Raw genomic sequence first — 18,461 nt, 5'->3', positions numbered from 1 at the left:
TGATTGTGCGAAGCACCGTGCGCAGCGGCACGGCCCACCCCCGCGAAACGGGCAGCTCAGACAGGGGGCCGGGCGCTGGCCGCGAGCAGCGCGGCGCACAGCCGATCCACGTCGTCCGGCGTGTGAGCGGCCGACAGCGAGATGCGCAGGCGCGCGGTGCCGTCCGGCACCGTGGGCGGGCGGATCGCCGGCACCCAGATGCCCTGGGCATCGAGCGCGGCCATCACCTGCAGCGCCGTGCCGTTGTCGCCCAGCAGCAGCGGCTGGATGGCGCTTTGCGAGGCAGGCGCCGGCCAGGGCAGCGCCGCCAGTCCGCACGCCAGGCGCGTGCGCAGCTGCAGCAGCCTTTCGCGCCGCCAGCCTTCCGACTCGATGACCTGCAGGCTGGCGCGCAGCGCCTCGGCGATCATCGGCGGCGCACCGGTGGCAAAGAAAAAGGTGCGTGCCTTCTGCACCAGCCACTCGATCACCGCGGGCGCGCCGGCGATGAAGGCCCCAGCGACACCGGCGGCCTTGCCCAGCGTGGCCATGTAGATCAGGCGCGAGGACATCGCGTCGGTCGGCACGCTCCAGTGCGACAGGCTGCCGCGCCCGCCCTCGCCGAGCACGCCGAAGCCGTGCGCGTCATCCACGTAGAGCCAGGCGTCATGGCGCTCGCACAGGGCGAGCATCTCGGGCAGCGGCGCCAGATCGCCGTCCATGCTGAACACCGCGTCGGCCACGACGAGCCGCCGCCGCGCGCCGCGCGCCGCGACGAGCGCCCGCTCCAGCGCCGCCAGGTCGTTGTGTGGATAGACCGTGAGGTCGGCACGCGACAGGCGGGCGCCGTCGATCAGGCAGGCGTGGTTCAGGGCATCGGAGATCAGCGCATCGCCGCGCTCCACCAGCGCCGGGATCGCACCGGCATTGGCCGCGTAGCCCGCGTAGAAGTACAGCGCGCGCGGCAGGCCGACGAAACGCGCCAGCTCCTGCTCCAACGCCTCGTGCGCCGGACTGTGCCCGCAGATCAGCGGCGAGGCGGTCGCACCGACGCCGTAGCGAGCCGCGCCCTGCCGGGCGGCCTCGATCAGCGCCGGGTGCTGCGACAGCCCGAGGTAGTCGTTGCCGGCGAAGGCGAGTCGCGGCTGCCCGTCGGCCTGCACCATCGCGCCGTCGAGCGCCGAGACCACGCGGCGGTGGCGGCGCAGTTGCTGCGCGTCGAGTGCGGCGACCGCCGACCCGAAAACGTCGTGGAGGTCAGGCGGCATCGAGAGCAGGCTCAGGGGGAAGTTGCAACTCCAGCGTGCCCGGATCGGCTTCGGGCTGCCAGGGCCAGTCGGCTAACAGGGGTGCATCGAGCTGCCGGCGCAGGTAGTCGACGTTGGCGCCCTGCTCCGGCATGGTTGGGTCGAGCCGGCTGACGATCCAGCCGGCCAGCGGCAGGCCGCGCTGCCGGATCGCGTCGCGCGTCAGCAGCGCGTGGTTCAGGCAGCCCAGGCGCAGGCCGACGACGAGGATCACCGGCAGGCCGAGCGCCACGGCGAGGTCGGCACCGGTCTGCGTGTCGGACAAGGGCACGAGAAAGCCCCCCGCGCCTTCGACCACCACCGCATCGGCTTGTGCGGCGAGCGCGCGGTAGGCCGCGACCAGCGGTTCGATCTCGATCGTTCGGCCGGCGCGCCGCGCGGCGAGGTGCGGCGACATCGCGTCGTGGAGGCGCACCGGGTTGTCGAGCGCAGCGGCCACGCGAACCGTGCCCGCGGCACGCAGCGCCAGCACATCCTCGTTCTCTCGCTCGCCGCCGTCCGGTGCCGGCTCGGTGCCTGCCGCGACCGGCTTCATGCCGACGCAGCGCGCATGTCGCGCGCGCAGCGCCCGCAGCAGCGCGACGCTCGCGCGGGTCTTGCCGACCCCGGTGTCGGTGCCGGTCACGAACCAGCCACGCGCGGCGGCCGTCGGCGTCGCCGTCATGCCAGCGCGACCTCGAGCGCGCGCAGCGCACCGCCGGCCAGTTGCTCCAGCGCACCGTCGTCCAGCACGTAGGGCGGCATGAAGTACAGCGTGTTGCCGATCGGCCGCAGCAGCAGGCCCTGCTCACGCGCCGCGAGGTGGTAGGCGCTGGAGAAACCCACCACGCCGCCGTCGTCGATGTCCCAGGCCCACAGCATGCCGAGCTGGCGCACCGCGCGCACGCGCGGGTGGGCGTTCAGCGGCTCGCACAGCGCGGTCAGTCGCGAGGCGGTTCGGCGGTTGCGGGCCATGATCGGCTCGCCATCGAACGGCTGCTCGAACAGATCGAGCACGGTCAACGCCGCGCGGCAGGCCAGCGGATTGCCGGTGTAGGAGTGCGAATGCAGGAAGCCGCGCGACGCCAGGTCATCGTAGAAGGCCTCGTAGACCGCGTCGGTCGTCAGCACCGCCGACAGCGGCAGCGTGCCGCCGGTCAGGCCCTTGGACAGGCAGATGAAATCGGGCCGGATACCGGCCTGCTGGTGCGCGAACAGCGTGCCGGTGCGGCCGAAGCCGACCGCGATCTCGTCGCAGATCAGGTGCACCTGGTAGCGGTCGCACAGCGCGCGCGCCAGCCGCAGGTACTCGGGGTCGTGCATGCCGAAGCCGGCGGCGCACTGCACCAGCGGTTCGACGATCAACGCCGCGGTGCGCTCGTGGTACTGATCCAGATAGGCCTCGAGCGCCGCCGCGCAGCGCCGGGCGTGGGCCGCGGCGTCCTCGCCCGGCGCGGCATGGCGCGTGTCCGGCGACGGCAGTGCGGCACTCAGGCGCACCAGCGGCGCATAGGCCTCGCGGAACAGCGCGATGTCGGTGACCGACAGCGCGCCCACGGTCTCGCCGTGATAGCCGCCGGCCAGCCCGACGAACTCGCACTTCTGCGGCCGGCCGCGGTTGCGCCAGCTGTGCGCGCTCATCTTCAGCGCGATCTCGGTCGCCGAGGCGCCGTCGCTGGCATAGAAGGCATGGCCCAGGCCGGTCAGCGCGGCGAGGCGCTCCGAGAGCTCGACCACCGGCTCGTGCGTCAGGCCGGCGAGCATCACGTGGTCGAGCGTCGCCAGCTGCTCGGCCAGCGCGTCCCGCAGCTGAGGGTGGCCGTGGCCGAACAGGTTGACCCACCAGGAGCTGACAGCGTCGAGGTAGCGACGCCCGTTGGGGTCGAACAGCCACGGTCCCTGCGCGCGCGCGATTGCCAGCAGCGGCTCGCGCTCGTGGCGCTTCATCTGCGTGCAGGGGTGCCAGACCGCGCGCCGGCTGCGCTCGGCCAGGGTGTCGGTTCCGCGAGTCATCGCCGGCGATCCGCGAGCACCGGCCGGAAGGTACAGCGGTCCCCACTGCTCTGCCGCCCGACGCTGACGCTGGCGATCGCCGGCACCGTGGTCAGCAGCCGCTCGTGGATGAAGCGGCACAGGTTCTCCAGCGTCGGCAGCCCCAGCCCGGGCACCTCGTCGAGAAAGTGGTGGTCGAGTTGCTCGCGCACCGTGGCGATGGCGGCGCGCAGCAGCGCCAGGTCGACCACCATGCCGGTGGCCGGATCGGCGTCGCCACGCACGGTGACCTCGGCCGTGTAGGTGTGGCCGTGGACACGCCGGCTGCCGTCGGCCTCGTTGCGCTCGACCTGGCGGCGCAGCGTGTGCGCCGACTCGAAATAGAAGGACTGGCTGAGTTCGAACATGAGGTCATCCGTTCAGCGGATGCCGAGAAGTTTGTGGGTTTGCAGGCTGAGCTGCCAGCGTGGATGCGCCAGGCACCAGCGCACGGCCCAGTCGGTGTTGGCGGCCAGATCGGGGCCGTCCATCGGCTGCACGCGGCGCTGCGCGAAATCGAGTGCGTCGAGTTCACCGAGATCGATGCCGTCCTGTGGCACCACCACCTTCAGCTCCTGGCCCGAGCGCTGCAGCAGTGGTGCGCCGGCCTTCGGGCTGACGCAGAGCCAGTCGATGCCGGGCGGCGCCTGCACGCTGCCGTTGGTCTCGACCGCGATCTCGAAGCGCTGTGCATGCAACGCGTCGATCAACGCGGCATCGACCTGCAGCAGGGGTTCACCACCGGTCAGCACGACGAAGCGGGGACCCGCAACGCCCGCGGGCCAATGCGCCGCCACATGCGATGCGAGCGATTCGGCGATGGTGAACTTGCCGCCGCCGGTGCCGTCGGTACCGACGAACTCGGTATCGCAGAAGCGGCAGACAGCATCGGCCCGGTCCGCCTCGCGCCCGCTCCACAGGTTGCAGCCGGCGAAGCGGCAGAACACCGCCGGGCGGCCGGCGTGGCTGCCTTCACCCTGCAGGGTGTAGAAGACTTCCTTGACCGAGTAAGTCATCGGTTGAGCCTCAATGCCGGCCCCAGCCGGCCCAACCCAGCGCCGCGGCGCAGGCCAGCACCATGGCGCCGTAAGTCAGCATCGCGCCGTCGCGACCGGTCAGCAGCAATCCGCCGACCAGGGCCGCCGTGGCAGCCGCGCTGGCCCAGCCGGCCAGGCTGCGCCACGGCACGGCCTTCAGGGCGCGGAACCACACCAGCTTTGCCAGGCCCGCGGCCAAGCCCCCGAGGAGCACGGCGGGCAGCACGAAGTTGAGCAGGTGGGTCAGGGCGTCGAGCGCGGTCATGGGGTGTGCGGGCGGCATCGGAGCCGGGGCCGCGGGCCGTTGCAGGCGGCGCCGAAGGGCGCCTGGACTGCTGGTAAGTACGGCCGTTGGAGTCGACATCAATTTTATAATCAGGCCATGTCAGTGTTTGCCCTGGGCCTGAACCACACGACCGCGCCTGTGGATTTGCGCGGTCGTTTCGCGTTCACGCTCGAACAACTGGCCCCCACGCTGCAAGGCTTTCGCGAGCGCCTGACCACAGGGCAACGCCCCGGCACACCCGAAGCCGCCATCCTCTCGACCTGCAACCGCACCGAGCTGTATTGCGCCGCCGAGCCGCAACTGGTGCGTCCGGCGCTCGAGTGGCTGGCCGGGGTGGGCGGTGTCGGCGCCGACACGCTGAGCCACCACGCCTACATGCTGGAGGGGGGCGAGGCTGCCCGCCACGCCTTCCGCGTGGCCAGCGGGCTGGACTCGATGGTGCTGGGCGAACCTCAGATCCTGGGCCAGATGAAGCAGGCCGTTCGCGAGGCCGACGCCGCCGGCACGCTGGGCAGCACGCTGCACCAGCTGTTCCAACGCAGCTTCGCCGTTGCGAAGGAAGTGCGCACGGCGACCGAGATCGGCACCCACTCCATCAGCATGGCGGCGGCGGCCGTGCGCCTGGCCGCGCAGTTGTTCGAGGATCTGCGCGAGATCCGCGTGCTGTTCGTCGGCGCCGGGGAGATGATCGAGTTGGCCGCCACGCATTTCTCCGCGCGGGCTCCGGCCCGCATGGCGGTGGCCAATCGCACACTGGAACGCGGCGAGCGGCTGGCCTCGCGCTTCGGTGCCGAATCGATCCGGCTGTCGGATCTGCCGCAGCGGCTGCACGAGTTCGACGCCGTGGTCTCCTGCACCGCCAGTTCGCTGCCGCTGATCGGCCTGGGCGCCGTCGAGCGGGCGCTGAAGGTGCGGCGCCACCGTCCGATCTTCATGGTCGATCTGGCGGTGCCGCGCGACATCGAGCCCGAGGTGGCACGGCTCGACGACGTCTACCTGTACACCGTCGACGACCTGTCGGCCATCGTCCAGAGCGGTGGCGAGAAGCGCCTGGCCGCCGTGGCGCAGGCCGAGGCCATCATCGAGACCGGCGTGCAGAGCTTCGTGCACTGGCTGGGTCAGCGGGGCACGGTGCCGCTGATCCAGGCTTTGAACGCGCAGGCCGACAGCTGGCGCGAGAACGAGCTGGTGCGCGCGCGCAAGCTGCTGGCGCGCGGCGAAAGCGTCGACGCCGTGCTCGACGCGCTGTCGCGCGGGCTCACCCAGAAGATGCTGCACGGCACGCTGGCCGAGCTGCATGCCTCGGACCCGACCCAGCGTGCCCAGCTCGCTACCACGGTGTCGCGCCTGTTCCTGCGCGGGGCGATCCCGCCCGACGCGGTGCGGCCCGGCGGGCCCCGCGAAGACGATCATCTCGACGGGGTGTAGCCCGCCGGCCGTTGCCGGCTACCGGGAGCCGCAGCGGCTACCGGCCTGGCGTTTCCTTGCCCATCGATGAAACCCGCCCTGCGCCAGCAACTCGACCGTTACGCCCGCCGTCTCGCCGAGCTCGATTCGCTGCTCGCCGATCCCGCGGTGATGCGGGACGCGGGCGGCTTCCGGGCGCTGAGCCGCGAGCACGTCGAGGTGTCGGGCATCGTCGAGCGCCAGCGGCGCCACGCCCAGCGTGAGCGCGACCTGGCGGCCGCCGCGGAAATGGCCTCGGACCCGGAGCTGGCCGACATGGCCGCGGAGGAAGCCGCGAGCGCGCAGGCCGAGCTCGATCGCCTGGCCGCCGAGCTGCAGCGCCTGCTGCTGCCGCGCGACCCGGACGACACGCGCTCGGTGTTCCTGGAGATCCGTGCCGGCACCGGTGGCGACGAATCGGCCCTGTTCGCCGGCGACCTGCTGCGCATGTACACCCGCTACGCCGAGCGGCAGGGCTGGCGCGTCGAGCTGCTGTCGGCAAGCGACAGCGAGCTGGGCGGCTACAAGGAGGTCGTCGCGCGCATCGAGGGCGACGGGGTGTTCGGTCACCTGAAATACGAATCCGGTGGCCACCGCGTACAGCGCGTGCCGGCCACCGAGACGCAGGGCCGCATCCACACCAGCGCCTGCACCGTCGCCGTGCTGGCCGAGCCCGACGAAGCGCAGGAGGTGACGCTGAATCCGGCCGACCTGCGCATCGACACCTACCGCGCCAGCGGAGCCGGCGGGCAGCATGTCAACAAGACGGACTCGGCCGTGCGCATCACCCACCTTCCGACCGGACTGGTGGCCGAATGCCAGGACGACCGCTCTCAACACCGCAACAAGGCCAAGGCCATGGCGGTGCTCGCCGCCCGGCTGCGCGACAAGGACCGACTGGAGCGGCAAGCGAGGGAAGCAGCCACGCGCAAGAGCCTGATCGGCAGCGGCGACCGCAGCGACCGCATCCGCACCTACAACTTCCCGCAAGGGCGGCTCACCGACCACCGCATCAACCTGACGCTCTACCAGCTCGGCGCGATCATGGACGGCGAGCTCGAACCGGTCGTGAAGGCGCTGGTGGCGGCGCGCGAGGCCGAGTTGCTGGCCGAGCTGGAGATCGGCTGAGGATGCGCCGCCCGGTGCCGCCCCCCGACAGCGTCGCCGCCGCGCTGCTGTCGGCCCGCGAGCGCGGCATCGACCGGCTCGACGCGCAGTGCCTGCTCAGCGCGGTTCTCGCACGCCCCCGCAGCTGGCTGCTGGCGCACGCGGACGAGGCTCTCGATCCCGACGCCGCCCGTCACTACGACGCCTTGCTGACGCGCCGCGCTGCCGGCGAACCCTTGGCCTATGTGCTGGGCGAGAAGGAGTTCTTCGGCCTGAGGCTGGAGGTGACGCCCGAGGTCCTGATCCCCCGCGCCGACACCGAGACCCTGGTGGAATGGGCGCTCGAGCTGCTGCCCTGCAATGTCGAGGCTGCCGTGGCCGACCTCGGCACGGGAAGCGGCGCGATCGCGCTGGCGCTGGCCGCGCGACGCCCCACGGCCCGTGTGACCGCAGTGGACGCCAGCGCGGACGCCCTCGCGGTCGCCGAGCGGAACGCCGGCAGGCTTGGCTTGGCGGTCGAATGGCGGCTCAGCGACTGGTTCTCGGCCCTCGAAGACCGCCGATTCGCGCTGATCGTCAGCAATCCGCCCTACATCGCCGATGGCGACTGCCACCTCGATGCCCTGACACACGAGCCGCAGTGTGCGCTCACCTCCGGACCTGACGGTTTGGTCGCGATCCGTCACATCATCGCGAGCGCTGCGAACTTCCTGACAACGGGTGGCTGGCTGCTGATCGAGCACGGCTATGACCAAGCCGAGGCGGTCCAGGCTTTGCTCGGCATGGCGGGCTTCGAGCACATCGCCACCCGTCATGACCTGGGTGACCAGCCACGCTGCTCTGGCGGCCGCTGCCGCGACTGAGCCTGGGAGAACCTCGACCCCGGTGCGCGGACCGTGCGAAAGATCGCACCGCCGCGCGCGCGCCTGTTGCGATCCGACGACCTCGATCCCACAAACCGCCGCAGCGGCGTAGGATCGATTTTCGGAAGGCCCGGATGCAATGCTCGGCGCTTTCCCGGTCTGCCCGAGGAGCTCGCCATGCCTGTGTGCCGCACCTTGTTCCGCCCGACACTGCCCCTGGTCTTCGCGATGGCGGCGGGCGTCACGCCCGCCTGGAGCGGCGAACCCATCACGTCCGCTTCCCACGCCGGCGGCCTCGGCCTGCGCGGCAGCGACAGTGTCTGGCCACGTTGGCAAGGCCGGCTCGGACTCATCAGCGGCAGCCCCGCGGCCTTGGCCGGCGGGCGCTACGACCCGGGGCTGGACACCATCACCGCCTATGGCGGGGAACGTCCGCAACAGAGTCTGAGCCTGTTCGGCGACTACTATTTTCTTCAGCAGGGCGTCGCCGGCGCGGGCTACAGCGGCGGGCTGCGGGCCACCGGCGGGCTGATCTACGGACCGCGCAGCGCGGCGTGGTCCTCGCTGCCGGCAGGCCTGTCGGCATTGAGCGGCAGCTTCAGCGCGGTGCGCCGCAACTTCAGCCTCGCCAACCCGACGCCGGGCGCGGAGGACGGCAACAGTTCGGTGCCCTATGTGGGCGTGGGCTACACCGGGCTGCAGTCCTTGCGGGCTACCGGCGGCGGCTGGGGCTTCAGCGCCGACGTCGGCCTGGTGGTGCTGCAACCGCGCTCGGCCGTGCGCTTCGGCCAGCAGGGCCTGAGCGACAGCCTGCGCGACCTGCAACTGAGTCCGTTGCTGCAACTCGGCGTCTCTTACTCGTTCTGACCCCGGGTGGGGATTTGCCGCTGCAGCGGCCGGCAGCGGCCCGCTTTGCCGTATAACCGCGGCTGTTCCCGAATTCTTGCCGCGAGCCACCATGACCCAGACCACCTCCTCCGACGTCCAGCAGCGCATCGACCAGTTGGTCAAGTCGCACCGCGTGGTGCTGTTCATGAAGGGCAGCGCGCAGTTCCCGATGTGCGGCTTTTCGGGCCGCGCCGTTCAGATCCTGAAGGCCTGCGGCGTCACCGATCTGGCCACGGTGAACGTGCTCGACGACGACGGCATCCGCCAGGGCATCAAGGAATACGCCAACTGGCCCACCATCCCGCAGCTGTATGTGAATGGCGAGTTCGTCGGCGGCTCGGACATCATGGCCGAGATGTACCAGTCCGGTGAGTTGCAACCGCTGCTGAGCACCCAGGCCTGAGGCTCCGCTCCGCACGGCCACCGTCCTGGCCGCCGTCGTCCTGCCTCGCAGGACGACCCTTCACCTGAAGGCACAGCACATGACCCGACGCCTCGTGGTCGGCATCACCGGAGCGACCGGCGCGGTCTACGGCACGCGCTTGTTGGCACGCGCTCGCGCTCTGGGCGCCGAAACGCACCTCGTCGTGACGCCGGCCGGCGTGCTGAACGTGCATCACGAACTCGGCCTGGACCGGCAGGCGCTGGAAGCGCTGGCCGATCACGCCCACGCGCCCGGCGACATCGGCGCCTGCATCGCCAGCGGCAGCTTCGCGACCGCGGCCATGGTCATCGCGCCGTGTTCGATGAAGTCGCTGGCCGCCATTGCGCATGGCTTCGGCGACAACCTGCTGACGCGCGCTGCCGACGTGACGCTGAAGGAGCGACGCCGGCTGCTGCTGCTGGTGCGCGAAACACCGTTCAACCTGGCACACCTGCGCAACATGACCGCGGTGACCGAGATGGGCGGTATCGTGTTCCCACCGTTGCCTGCCTTCTATCACCGGCCGGTGAGCATCGACGAGTTGGTCGACGACACGGTGGAGCGGGCGCTCGGCCTGCTGGGGCTCGACGCCGCGGCGCCCAGGGCATGGTCGGGTCTCTGAGGTTCGGCGCCGCTCAGCCGGGTTTGTATTCCCAGCGCTTGCGCGCGGCGAACACGGCGTTCGGATACTCGGGTCGGCCGCGACTGCCGTTGTAGCGGCCCAGCGCAAGATACAGATCACCGCGCTCGCGGTCCAGGTAGTGCCGCAGGATCACGCAGCCGAAGCGCAGGTTGGTCTGCAGATGGAACAGACGGCCGACGTCGCCGTCGCCGATGGTCCGCATCCAGAACGGCATCACCTGCATGTAGCCGCGCGCGCCGGCCACCGACACCGCATACTTGCGAAAGCCGCTCTCCACTTCAACCAACCCCAGCACCAGCCCCGGGTCGAGGCCGGCACGGCGGCTTTCGTACCAGAGGGTTTCGAGGAACTCGACGCGCGTCAGGTGCTCGGCCTTGCGCTTCTGCAGGCGCTGGCTCATCGCACCGAGCCAACGCAGGTAGGCGAGCCGCTCTTCGGTGCTGGCGAAGCTCGGACGCGGCGGTGCGCCGCGAGAAACCGCCGCGGACAGCGCGGTGCGCACCGCATCGGCCAGCGGCTCCTCGATCTGCGATCCGGCACGGGCCGGCGCGGGCGGCAGGCCTGCGGCGAGGCCCAGGCCAGCGAACAGGACGAGCCGGCGGTTGCCCTGCATCAGTCGCGCAAGCGCGCACGCAACTGCGCGACCACCTCGGCCAGCGCCAGCTTGCCGGCCTCGGCCTCCTGCCGGCCCAGTAACTCGACCTGCCCGTCCTTCAGTCCGCGGTCCGAGATCACCACGCGCTGCGGGATGCCGATCAGTTCCCAGTCGGCGAACATGGCGCCCGGGCGCTCACCGCGGTCGTCGAGCATCACGTCCAGGCCGAGCGCCTGCAACTCATCGTGCAGCGCGTCGGCGGCCTGCCGGACCTCGGCAGAGCGGTCGTAGCCGATCGGGCAGACGACCACCTCGAACGGGGCGATCGCAGCCGGCCAGACGATGCCGCGCGCGTCGTGACGCTGCTCGATCGCCGCGCCGAGGATGCGCGTGACGCCGATGCCGTAGCAGCCCATCTCCATCAGGCGCGGCTTGCCGGTCTCGTCGAGGTAGGTGGCGTTCATCGCGGCGCTGTACTTGGTACCGAGATAGAACACGTGGCCAACCTCGATGCCGCGCTGGATCGCCAGCACGCCCTTGCCGTCCGGTGAGGGGTCGCCCACGACGGCATTACGGATGTCGGCCACGAGATCGGGCTCGGGCAGATCGCGGCCCCAGTTGACACCGGTGTAGTGGAAGTCGGCGTCGTTGGCGCCGCAGACGAAGTCGCCCATGTGCGCCACCGTCCGGTCGGCGATCACGCGCACCGGCTGCTTCAGGCCGATCGGTCCCAGGTAGCCCGGCTTGCAGCCGAAGTGCGCGTCGATCTCGCCGACGGTCGCGAACCGGAAGCCCGCGTTCAGGCCCGGCAGCTTGCCGGCCTTGACTTCGTTAAGCTCATGATCGCCCCGCACCAGCAGCAGCCAGACGGTGGTCTTCACGATGTCACCGCCGTCATTGCGATCGTCGGTGGCCAGCACCAGTGACTTCACGGTCTGCGTCAGCGGCAGATCCAGCAAGGCGGCCACGTCGGCGCAGGTCGCCTTGCCGGGTGTGGGTGTCTTGGCCAGCGGCTGAACCGGCACCGGCCGTTGCGCGGCGAGCGGCAGACACTCGGCCAGCTCGATGTTGGCCGCGTAATCGCTGGTCGGGCAGTAGACGATCGCGTCTTCGCCGGTCTCGGCGATGACCTGGAACTCGTGCGAACGGTCACCACCGATCGCGCCGGTGTCGGCCGCCACCGCGCGGTAGCTGAGGCCGAAGCGGTCGAAGATGCGGCCATAGGCGGCGTACATCGCGTCATAGCTCCTGCCGGCGGCGGCTTCGTCGCGGTCGAAGGAGTAGGCATCCTTCATGGTGAACTCGCGCCCCCGCATCACGCCGAAGCGCGGCCGGCGTTCGTCGCGGAACTTGGTCTGGATGTGATAGAAATTCTTCGGCAGCTGACGGTAGCTGCGCAGCTCCTGCCGCGCGATGTCGGTGACGACCTCCTCGCTGGTCGGCTGGATGATGAAGTCGCGGTCGTGGCGGTCCTTCACGCGCATCAGCTCGGGCCCCATCTTCTCGAAGCGCCCGGTCTCCTGCCACAGCTCGGCCGGTTGCACCACGGGCATCAGCAGTTCGACAGCGCCCGCCCGGTTCATTTCCTCGCGGATGATCGCCTCGACCTTGCGGATCACGCGCAGCCCCATCGGCATGTAGCTGTAGATGCCGGCTCCGAGCCGCTTGATCATGCCGGCGCGCATCATCAGCTTGTGGCTCGTGATCTCGGCGTCGGCTGGTGCTTCTTTCAGGGTGGAGACGAAGAACTGGGAGGCTTTCATGGCGTCGGCCGGGGCATGCGAGAGGGAGGCTGCGTGATGAACTGCGGGAGCGATGCCGCCGGACCGACCCCGCAACCTGAGGCGGAGCGGGCTTGCATCGCGGAAGCCCGGTGCAATAATGAATTCAAGACTGAATTCGAGGTTTCATTATGCTCGACCGTGAAGGCTTCAGGCCCAACGTCGGCATCGTTCTGCTCAACCAGCGGAACCAGGTGTTCTGGGGCAAACGCATACGCACCCACTCCTGGCAGTTTCCGCAAGGCGGCATCAAGTACGGTGAGACGCCCGAGCAGGCGATGTACCGTGAGCTGCACGAAGAAGTGGGCTTGCAGCCCGAGCATGTGCGCATCCTGGCGCGCACGCGCGATTGGCTGCGCTATGAGGTGCCCGACCACTACATCCGCCGCGAGGCCCGCGGCCACTACCGCGGCCAGAAGCAGATCTGGTTCCTGCTGCAGCTCACCGGCCGCGACAACGACATGAACCTGCGCGCCTGCGACCATCCGGAATTCGACGCTTGGCGCTGGAACGAGTACTGGGTACCGCTCGAGGTGGTGATCGACTTCAAGCGCGACGTCTACCAGATGGCGCTGACCGAGCTGGCGCGCTTCCTGCCACGCGCCAACCACCACAACCGCTACCTGCGCTCGGGCATGCGGGCGCACCGGCGTGAGGACGAAGAGCGCTCCAACGGCGAGGCGCCGATGGAAGCCGCCGACGGTGAGCCGACGCCCGAAGGTCCGCGCTGAGGCTCTGCGTCGGCGTCAGCGGTGCCGGCGGTTGAGCAGGCTCAGCCCCACAGCCACAGCCACGAGCGCCACCAGCAACTCGACACCCAGCGGCTCCTCCAGCAGGCCGGCGGCGAAGGCCGCGCCGAACACCGGCGTGAGGAACACGAAGGCCTGCACCTTGGTCGCCGGATAACGCGTGAGCAACCCGAACCACAGCAGGTAACTGGCGAAGGTGACGATCACCGCCTGATAGAACAGCGAACCGATGGCCAGAGCGCTCCAAGCGGCCGGCCAGGGCGCGCCGCTCACCCAGGCAGCCGCCGGCGACAGCAGCGCCGAAACAAGCAGCTGGTAGGCCAGCGTCTTCTCGGGCGCAGCATGGCGCAGCGAACTGAAGCGGATGATCACGGTGGTCAGCCCCCACAACGCTGCCGCAACGAGGATCAGCGCATCGCCCAACCACGGCCAACCGTCCGTCCGAGGCGCAGGCTCGGCAAACGCGAAAGCCACCCCACCGAAGGCAACGGCCAAGCCGAGCGCCTGCAGGGGCCGCAGCCGCTCGGCCGGCACCAGCCACGCGAGCACCAAGGCAACGACGAACGGCGAGGTGTTGATGAACACGACCGACCGGGCGGCCGTCGTGTACTGCAAGCCGACGAAGATGCACCCGAATTCGATGGCGAACAGCAGGCCGGCGAGCAGGCCAGGCCACAGTGTGCCGTCACGCCAGTGCCAGGGAATTCGGCGCCAGCGCATCCAGGCGAGGACCAGCACCAGGGCGACCACGCTGCGAACGGACAGCTGGATCAGCGACCCGACCTCGGGCAGCGCTGCCTTGATGGCGACTTGGTTCAATCCCCAAAGCGCGCAGCAGCAGACCAGCGCCAGGGCCGCAGGCGCATCGATGCGCGCGGCGCGGGGTTCGCGCTCCGTCGTCACGCGGGGCATCCCGCGCCGCGCCGGGAACACCGGATGCGGGGGTTTCGAGGACAGCCCGAGCGCAGACGCAAGAAATCTCGTCAGGCCAGCACGAGATTCGTGCGGTGGATCATCTCGGGCTCGTTGCTGTAGCCCAGCAGGCTCTCGATCTGCGACGACGGCTTGCGCGCGATCAGCCGCGCCTCGCTGCTCGCGTAGTTGGCCAGGCCCCGCGCGATTTCGGCACCGGCCTGGCTCCGCACCGCGATCACGTCGCCTCGCACGAACTCGCCCTGCACCTCGAGCATGCCGATCGGCAACAGGCTCTTGCCCTCGTCGCGCAACTTGCCGACGGCGCCGTCGTCGATGACCACAGCACCGCGCAACTGCAGATGGTCGGCCATCCACTGCTTGCGCGCCGCGAGCTTGGCGGTGCGCGCGACGAGCAGCGTGCCGATCGCCTCACCAGCGGCGAGCCTCAGCAGCACGTCGGGCTCGCGGCCCCAGGCGATGACGGTCGAGGCCCCGCTGCTGGCGGCACGCTTGGCGGCCAGCACCTTGGTGATCATGCCGCCACGGCCCAGACTGGACCCCGCCCCTCCTGCCATCTGCTCGAGCTCCGGTGTCCCGGCCACTGCCTCGTCGATGAACCGCGCCTGCGGGTCCTTGCGAGGATCGGCGGAATACAGCCCCGGTTGATCGGTCAGGATCACCAGCGCGTCGGCATCGACGAGGTTGGCGACCAGGGCTCCCAGCGTGTCGTTGTCGCCGAACTTGATCTCGTCGTTGACGACCGTGTCGTTCTCGTTGATGACCGGGATCACCTTCAGCGACAGCAGCGTGAGCAGGGTCGAGCGTGCGTTCAGGTAGCGCTCGCGGTCCGCGAGGTCGGCATGCGTCAACAGCACCTGCGCACTGCCGATGCCGTGCTCCGACAGCTTGCTCTCGTACATCTGCGCCAACCCCATCTGTCCGACGGCGGCGGCGGCCTGCAGTTCGTGGATCTCCTTCGGCCGCGCACTCCACCCCAGCCGCTTCATGCCTTCGGCGATCGCGCCGCTGGACACCATCAGCACCTCGCGGCCTTGCCCGGCCAGCGACGCCAGCTGGCGGCACCAGTTGCCGATCGCGGCGGCATCGACGCCCCGACCCTCGTTGGTCACCAGGCTGGAGCCAACCTTGACGACGATGCGCTTGGCACCATGCAGCACTTCGGGCATGCGGCCTCTTGTCTCTGAGTCAGGTCAACGCACGCCTCAGCGGAAGCGCGGGTCATCCGCCTGCGGTGCAAAGCGGGGTTCGTCGTCGCGCTCGTCGGCCTCGGGCTCGGCAAAGCGCACGTCGGGATCGACATAGTGGGTCTGATAGCTGGCCACATGCTGGTAGATCGCCTGCACCAGCGTCTCGCAGCCCTCGCGCGTCAGCGCCGAGATCTCGAACACGGGGCCCTTCCACTTGAAGCGCTTGACGAAATCCTTCACGCGCGCGGCACGATCCTCGGCCGGCACGACGTCGAGCTTGTTGAGCACCAGCCAGCGCGGCTTGTCGTAGAGCGCCGGGTCGTACTTCTTCAACTCGGCGACGATGGCCTTGGCCTGCGCGACCGGATCGGTGTCGTCGAACGGCGCCATATCGATCATGTGCAGCAGTAGCCGGGTGCGCTGCAGGTGGCGCAGGAAGCGGTGTCCCAGCCCGGCGCCCTCGGCCGCACCCTCGATCAGCCCGGGCACGTCGGCGACGACGAAGCTCTGCTCCGGTCCGACGCGCACGACGCCGAGATTGGGGTGCAGCGTCGTGAAGGGATAGTCGGCGATCTTCGGCCGGGCGTTCGAGATCGCACTGATCAGCGTGGATTTGCCGGCGTTGGGCATGCCCAGCAGCCCGACGTCGGCCAGCACGCGCAGTTCGAGCTTGAGCTTCTTCTGCTCTCCCGGCCAGCCCGGCGTCTTCTGCCGGGGCGCACGGTTGGTGCTGGTCTTGTAGTGCAGGTTGCCAAAGCCGCCGTCGCCCCCCTTGGCGATCAGGATCCGCTCGCCCGGCTCGAGCAATTCGGCAACCGGCGCGCCGGTCTCGGCGTCGCTGATGATGGTGCCTACCGGCATGCGCATCACGATGTCCTCGGCGGCGGCGCCGAACTGATCGGAACCGCGGCCGTGCTCACCATGGCGGGCTTCGTGTCGCCGCGCGAAACGGAAATCGATCAGGGTGTTGAGGTTCCGGTCGGCCACCGCGTAGACGCTACCGCCACGCCCGCCATCGCCACCGTTCGGACCACCGAACGGGATGAACTTCTCGCGCCGAAAGCTCACGCAGCCGTTGCCGCCGTTGCCGGCTATCACGTCGATGTAAGCCTCGTCAACGAATTTCATGGGGAATGCCTGTTGCTCGAACGAGCCGGTGAGATGTTATCTGGAGCTCTGCAACGAAAAAGCCCCGGCGGGCCGGGGCTTCGTCGCGGCGCTAAGCGCGCAGTCAAACGGGATCGATCGCCACCGTGCGGCGATTGCGCTCGCCCTTGACGGCAAAGCTCACCTTGCCGTCGACGAGCGCGAACAAGGTGTGGTCCTTGCCGATGCCCACGTTGCTGCCCGCGTGGAATTGCGTGCCGCGCTGACGAACGATGATCGAGCCGGCCTGCACGGCCTGGCCGCCGAAAGCCTTGACGCCGAGCATCTTCGGCTGCGAATCGCGACCGTTCCGGGTGGAACCGCCGCCTTTTTTCTGTGCCATTTCCTAGCTCCTTCTCGGTTGCCGTGTCAGCCGTTCACCGTGCTGATTTCCAGCTCGGTGAAGTTCTGGCGGTGACCCTGCCGCTTCTGATAATGCTTGCGGCGACGCATCTTGAAAATGCGCACCTTGTCGTGCCTGCCGTGCGCCACGATCGTGGCTTTGACAGTCGCGCCGGCAACCAAGGGAGTGCCAACTTTGAGGTCCGCGCCGCTTCCGACGGCGAGCACCTGGTCGATCACGATCTCTTGGCCAACGTCCGCAGCAATCTGTTCTACTTTGATTTTTTCGCCGGCAGCAACCTTGTACTGCTTGCCACCAGTTTTATGAGCGCGTACATATCAGCCCTTTCACTCGAATGACCCGCCTCGGTGCCTGCCGGCCCCCGGACGGTCCCTGCGAAATGCGCAGAGCCTGAGATTGTAGCATCGCTCGTGAGATCGGCATGCACCGGGCACGCTGGGCGCCCTAGGCCGCAGGTCGCGCGCGATCCCCCTCCCTATAATCGATACGCTCGAAATTCCTCGAGCCCTTCCTCCTCCTTCAGCGTGACTGCCGTCTCGAACGTCTCTGGGTCGACCCTTTCCTTCGCAGACCTGGTCGCCGCCGACATGGGCGAGGTCGATGCGTTGATCCGGCGCCGGCTGGCTTCGGATGTCGCGCTGATCAATCAGATCTCGCACTACATCATCAGCGCCGGCGGCAAGCGGTTGCGACCAATGCTGGTGCTGTTGTTCGCGCAGGCACTCGGCTTCCGGGGTCCGGAGCGCTTCGAACTGGCGGCGACGGTCGAATTCATCCACACCGCGACCTTGCTGCACGACGATGTCGTCGACGAGTCCGCGCTGCGGCGTGGACGTGACACGGCCAATGCGCGTTTCGGCAACGCAGCGAGCGTGCTGGTTGGCGACTTCCTTTATTCGCGCGCCTTTCAGATGATGGTCTCGGTGAACCGCATGAGGGTTCTGGAAGTGCTGGCCGACGCCACGAACGTGATCGCCGAGGGCGAAGTCCTGCAGTTGATGAACATGCACGATCCCGACCTGTCCATCGACGACTATCTCCGGGTGATCCGGTTCAAGACGGCCAAGCTGTTCGAGGCCAGCGCTCGGCTCGGCGCCATGCTGGCCGACGCCTCCCCCGGCGTCGAAACCGCGTGCGCCGATTACGGGAGAGCGTTGGGCACCGCATTCCAATTGGTCGACGACCTCCTGGACTATGAAGGCGCCACGTCGGCACTGGGAAAGAACATCGGCGACGACCTGCGGGAAGGCAAGCCGACGCTGCCCTTGCTGGTGGCCATGACGCGAGGGACGCCGGCGCAAAGGGACGTAGTACGCGCGGCCATCGAGCAAGGCGAGGTGCAGCGCCTCCCGGAGATCATCGAGATCGTCCGATCCACCGGCGCCTTGGAAGCCACCAGGGAAGTGGCGCGCGCCGAGGTCGCCCGGGCCTGTGAAGCCTTGTCGGTCTTGCCAGACTCGCAGTACCGCGAAGCTCTGCTACACTTATGTGCTCAGTCGACGGAGCGTTCCTCGTGAACCGTTGGCTTGAGCAGTCAGCATCGATCTGACCCAATCGGGGTGTAGCTTAGCCTGGTAGAGCGCTACGTTCGGGACGTAGAGGCCGGAGGTTCGAATCCTCTCACCCCGACCACCGTTTCGGCGCGATTTGCGGAGTTTGTCGTGGCGTCTGCACGGCAACGCGTGGTGGATGCTCACATCCGCGGACCTCGGT

Annotated in this window: 21 protein-coding genes and 1 tRNA gene; 9 read left to right on the top strand and 13 right to left on the bottom strand. The window is 69.1% G+C overall.

The window, feature by feature from the left end; all coding sequences use genetic code 11:
• Nucleotides 1–56: 56 nt before the first annotated feature.
• The 6 genes from bioF to C1M51_RS11870 are packed head-to-tail and all read right to left on the bottom strand — an operon-like array spanning nt 57 to nt 4,598.
• A complete protein-coding gene (gene bioF, locus C1M51_RS11895; RefSeq protein WP_129450040.1) occupies nt 57–1,247 on the bottom strand; it encodes an 8-amino-7-oxononanoate synthase in 1,191 nt (396 codons plus the stop codon).
• Nucleotides 1,237–1,950, bottom strand: a complete 714-nt coding sequence (bioD, locus tag C1M51_RS11890) for a dethiobiotin synthase (protein WP_129450038.1) — start codon at nt 1,948–1,950, stop codon at nt 1,237–1,239. The genes bioF and bioD overlap by 11 nt, the downstream gene beginning before the upstream one ends.
• The gene (bioA, locus tag C1M51_RS11885) at nt 1,947–3,278 is read right to left on the bottom strand and encodes an adenosylmethionine--8-amino-7-oxononanoate transaminase (protein ID WP_129450036.1); all 1,332 of its coding nucleotides are present in this window, start codon (nt 3,276–3,278) and stop codon (nt 1,947–1,949) included. The genes bioD and bioA overlap by 4 nt, the downstream gene beginning before the upstream one ends.
• Nucleotides 3,275–3,664 (bottom strand): 6-carboxytetrahydropterin synthase, encoded by a 390-nt coding sequence (locus tag C1M51_RS11880; RefSeq protein ID WP_129450035.1) that lies wholly within the window; start codon nt 3,662–3,664, stop codon nt 3,275–3,277. The genes bioA and C1M51_RS11880 overlap by 4 nt, the downstream gene beginning before the upstream one ends.
• Nucleotides 3,665–3,676: 12 nt before the next feature.
• Nucleotides 3,677–4,312 (bottom strand): 7-carboxy-7-deazaguanine synthase, encoded by a 636-nt coding sequence (queE, locus tag C1M51_RS11875; protein ID WP_129450033.1) that lies wholly within the window; start codon nt 4,310–4,312, stop codon nt 3,677–3,679.
• A 10-nt stretch (nt 4,313–4,322) separates the two neighbouring features.
• Nucleotides 4,323–4,598, bottom strand: a complete 276-nt coding sequence (locus C1M51_RS11870) for a hypothetical protein (RefSeq protein ID WP_242499665.1) — start codon at nt 4,596–4,598, stop codon at nt 4,323–4,325.
• A 117-nt stretch (nt 4,599–4,715) separates the two neighbouring features.
• Between C1M51_RS11870 and hemA the strand changes: the two genes are divergently transcribed.
• From hemA to C1M51_RS11840, 6 genes are all read left to right on the top strand, one after another.
• Nucleotides 4,716–6,047 carry a glutamyl-tRNA reductase gene (hemA, locus tag C1M51_RS11865; protein ID WP_129450029.1) on the top strand — a complete coding sequence of 444 codons (1,332 nt, stop codon included), beginning with the start codon at nt 4,716–4,718 and terminating at the stop codon, nt 6,045–6,047.
• A gap of 66 nt (nt 6,048–6,113) precedes the next feature.
• Nucleotides 6,114–7,193 carry a peptide chain release factor 1 gene (prfA, locus tag C1M51_RS11860; RefSeq protein ID WP_129450027.1) on the top strand — a complete coding sequence of 360 codons (1,080 nt, stop codon included), beginning with the start codon at nt 6,114–6,116 and terminating at the stop codon, nt 7,191–7,193.
• A gap of 2 nt (nt 7,194–7,195) precedes the next feature.
• Entirely contained in the window at nt 7,196–8,035 is an 840-nt protein-coding gene (gene prmC / locus C1M51_RS11855) for a peptide chain release factor N(5)-glutamine methyltransferase (protein WP_129450025.1), read from the top strand.
• A 177-nt stretch (nt 8,036–8,212) separates the two neighbouring features.
• Nucleotides 8,213–8,902 (top strand): hypothetical protein, encoded by a 690-nt coding sequence (locus C1M51_RS11850; RefSeq protein ID WP_129450023.1) that lies wholly within the window; start codon nt 8,213–8,215, stop codon nt 8,900–8,902.
• A gap of 91 nt (nt 8,903–8,993) precedes the next feature.
• Nucleotides 8,994–9,326, top strand: coding sequence for a Grx4 family monothiol glutaredoxin (grxD, locus tag C1M51_RS11845; protein ID WP_129450021.1), 333 nt, complete (start codon nt 8,994–8,996; stop codon nt 9,324–9,326).
• Nucleotides 9,327–9,405: 79 nt separating this feature from the next.
• Nucleotides 9,406–9,969: a UbiX family flavin prenyltransferase gene (locus C1M51_RS11840; protein WP_129450019.1), complete on the top strand. Its 564-nt coding sequence runs from the start codon at nt 9,406–9,408 to the stop codon at nt 9,967–9,969.
• Between the two features lie 13 nt (nt 9,970–9,982).
• Here C1M51_RS11840 and C1M51_RS11835 read toward each other — a convergent pair whose 3' ends face one another.
• Nucleotides 9,983–10,603 carry a lytic transglycosylase domain-containing protein gene (locus C1M51_RS11835; protein WP_129450017.1) on the bottom strand — a complete coding sequence of 207 codons (621 nt, stop codon included), beginning with the start codon at nt 10,601–10,603 and terminating at the stop codon, nt 9,983–9,985.
• Entirely contained in the window at nt 10,603–12,348 is a 1,746-nt protein-coding gene (locus C1M51_RS11830; protein WP_129450015.1) for a proline--tRNA ligase, read from the bottom strand. The genes C1M51_RS11835 and C1M51_RS11830 overlap by 1 nt, the downstream gene beginning before the upstream one ends.
• A gap of 149 nt (nt 12,349–12,497) precedes the next feature.
• Here C1M51_RS11830 and C1M51_RS11825 point away from each other — a divergent pair, with 149 nt between their 5' ends.
• On the top strand, nt 12,498–13,097 hold the full coding sequence (locus C1M51_RS11825; protein WP_129450013.1) for an RNA pyrophosphohydrolase: 600 nt from the start codon (nt 12,498–12,500) through the stop codon (nt 13,095–13,097).
• A gap of 15 nt (nt 13,098–13,112) precedes the next feature.
• On the opposite strand, the gene C1M51_RS11820 is transcribed toward C1M51_RS11825, so the two are convergent.
• From C1M51_RS11820 to rplU, 5 genes are all read right to left on the bottom strand, one after another.
• Nucleotides 13,113–14,048 carry a DMT family transporter gene (locus tag C1M51_RS11820; protein WP_310733925.1) on the bottom strand — a complete coding sequence of 312 codons (936 nt, stop codon included), beginning with the start codon at nt 14,046–14,048 and terminating at the stop codon, nt 13,113–13,115.
• A gap of 50 nt (nt 14,049–14,098) precedes the next feature.
• Entirely contained in the window at nt 14,099–15,217 is a 1,119-nt protein-coding gene (gene proB / locus C1M51_RS11815) for a glutamate 5-kinase (RefSeq protein WP_129450011.1), read from the bottom strand.
• 36 nt (nt 15,218–15,253) lie between these two features.
• Entirely contained in the window at nt 15,254–16,366 is a 1,113-nt protein-coding gene (gene cgtA / locus C1M51_RS11810; protein WP_129450009.1) for an Obg family GTPase CgtA, read from the bottom strand.
• Between the two features lie 103 nt (nt 16,367–16,469).
• Entirely contained in the window at nt 16,470–16,727 is a 258-nt protein-coding gene (rpmA, locus tag C1M51_RS11805; RefSeq protein WP_011828112.1) for a 50S ribosomal protein L27, read from the bottom strand.
• Between the two features lie 26 nt (nt 16,728–16,753).
• Entirely contained in the window at nt 16,754–17,008 is a 255-nt protein-coding gene (rplU, locus tag C1M51_RS11800) for a 50S ribosomal protein L21 (RefSeq protein ID WP_129452175.1), read from the bottom strand.
• Nucleotides 17,009–17,335: 327 nt separating this feature from the next.
• Between rplU and ispB the strand changes: the two genes are divergently transcribed.
• Nucleotides 17,336–18,265: an octaprenyl diphosphate synthase gene (gene ispB, locus C1M51_RS11795; protein WP_036229611.1), complete on the top strand. Its 930-nt coding sequence runs from the start codon at nt 17,336–17,338 to the stop codon at nt 18,263–18,265.
• Between the two features lie 38 nt (nt 18,266–18,303).
• Nucleotides 18,304–18,380, top strand: a tRNA-Pro gene (locus tag C1M51_RS11790).
• Nucleotides 18,381–18,461: the final 81 nt, after the last annotated feature.

This window comes from Methylibium sp. Pch-M, assembly GCF_004136295.1.
Lineage (GTDB): Bacteria > Pseudomonadota > Gammaproteobacteria > Burkholderiales > Burkholderiaceae_C > Methylibium > Methylibium petroleiphilum.
The sequence above is the reverse complement of the archived record's forward strand: the minus strand, read 5'-3'. Positions and strand labels throughout refer to the sequence as shown.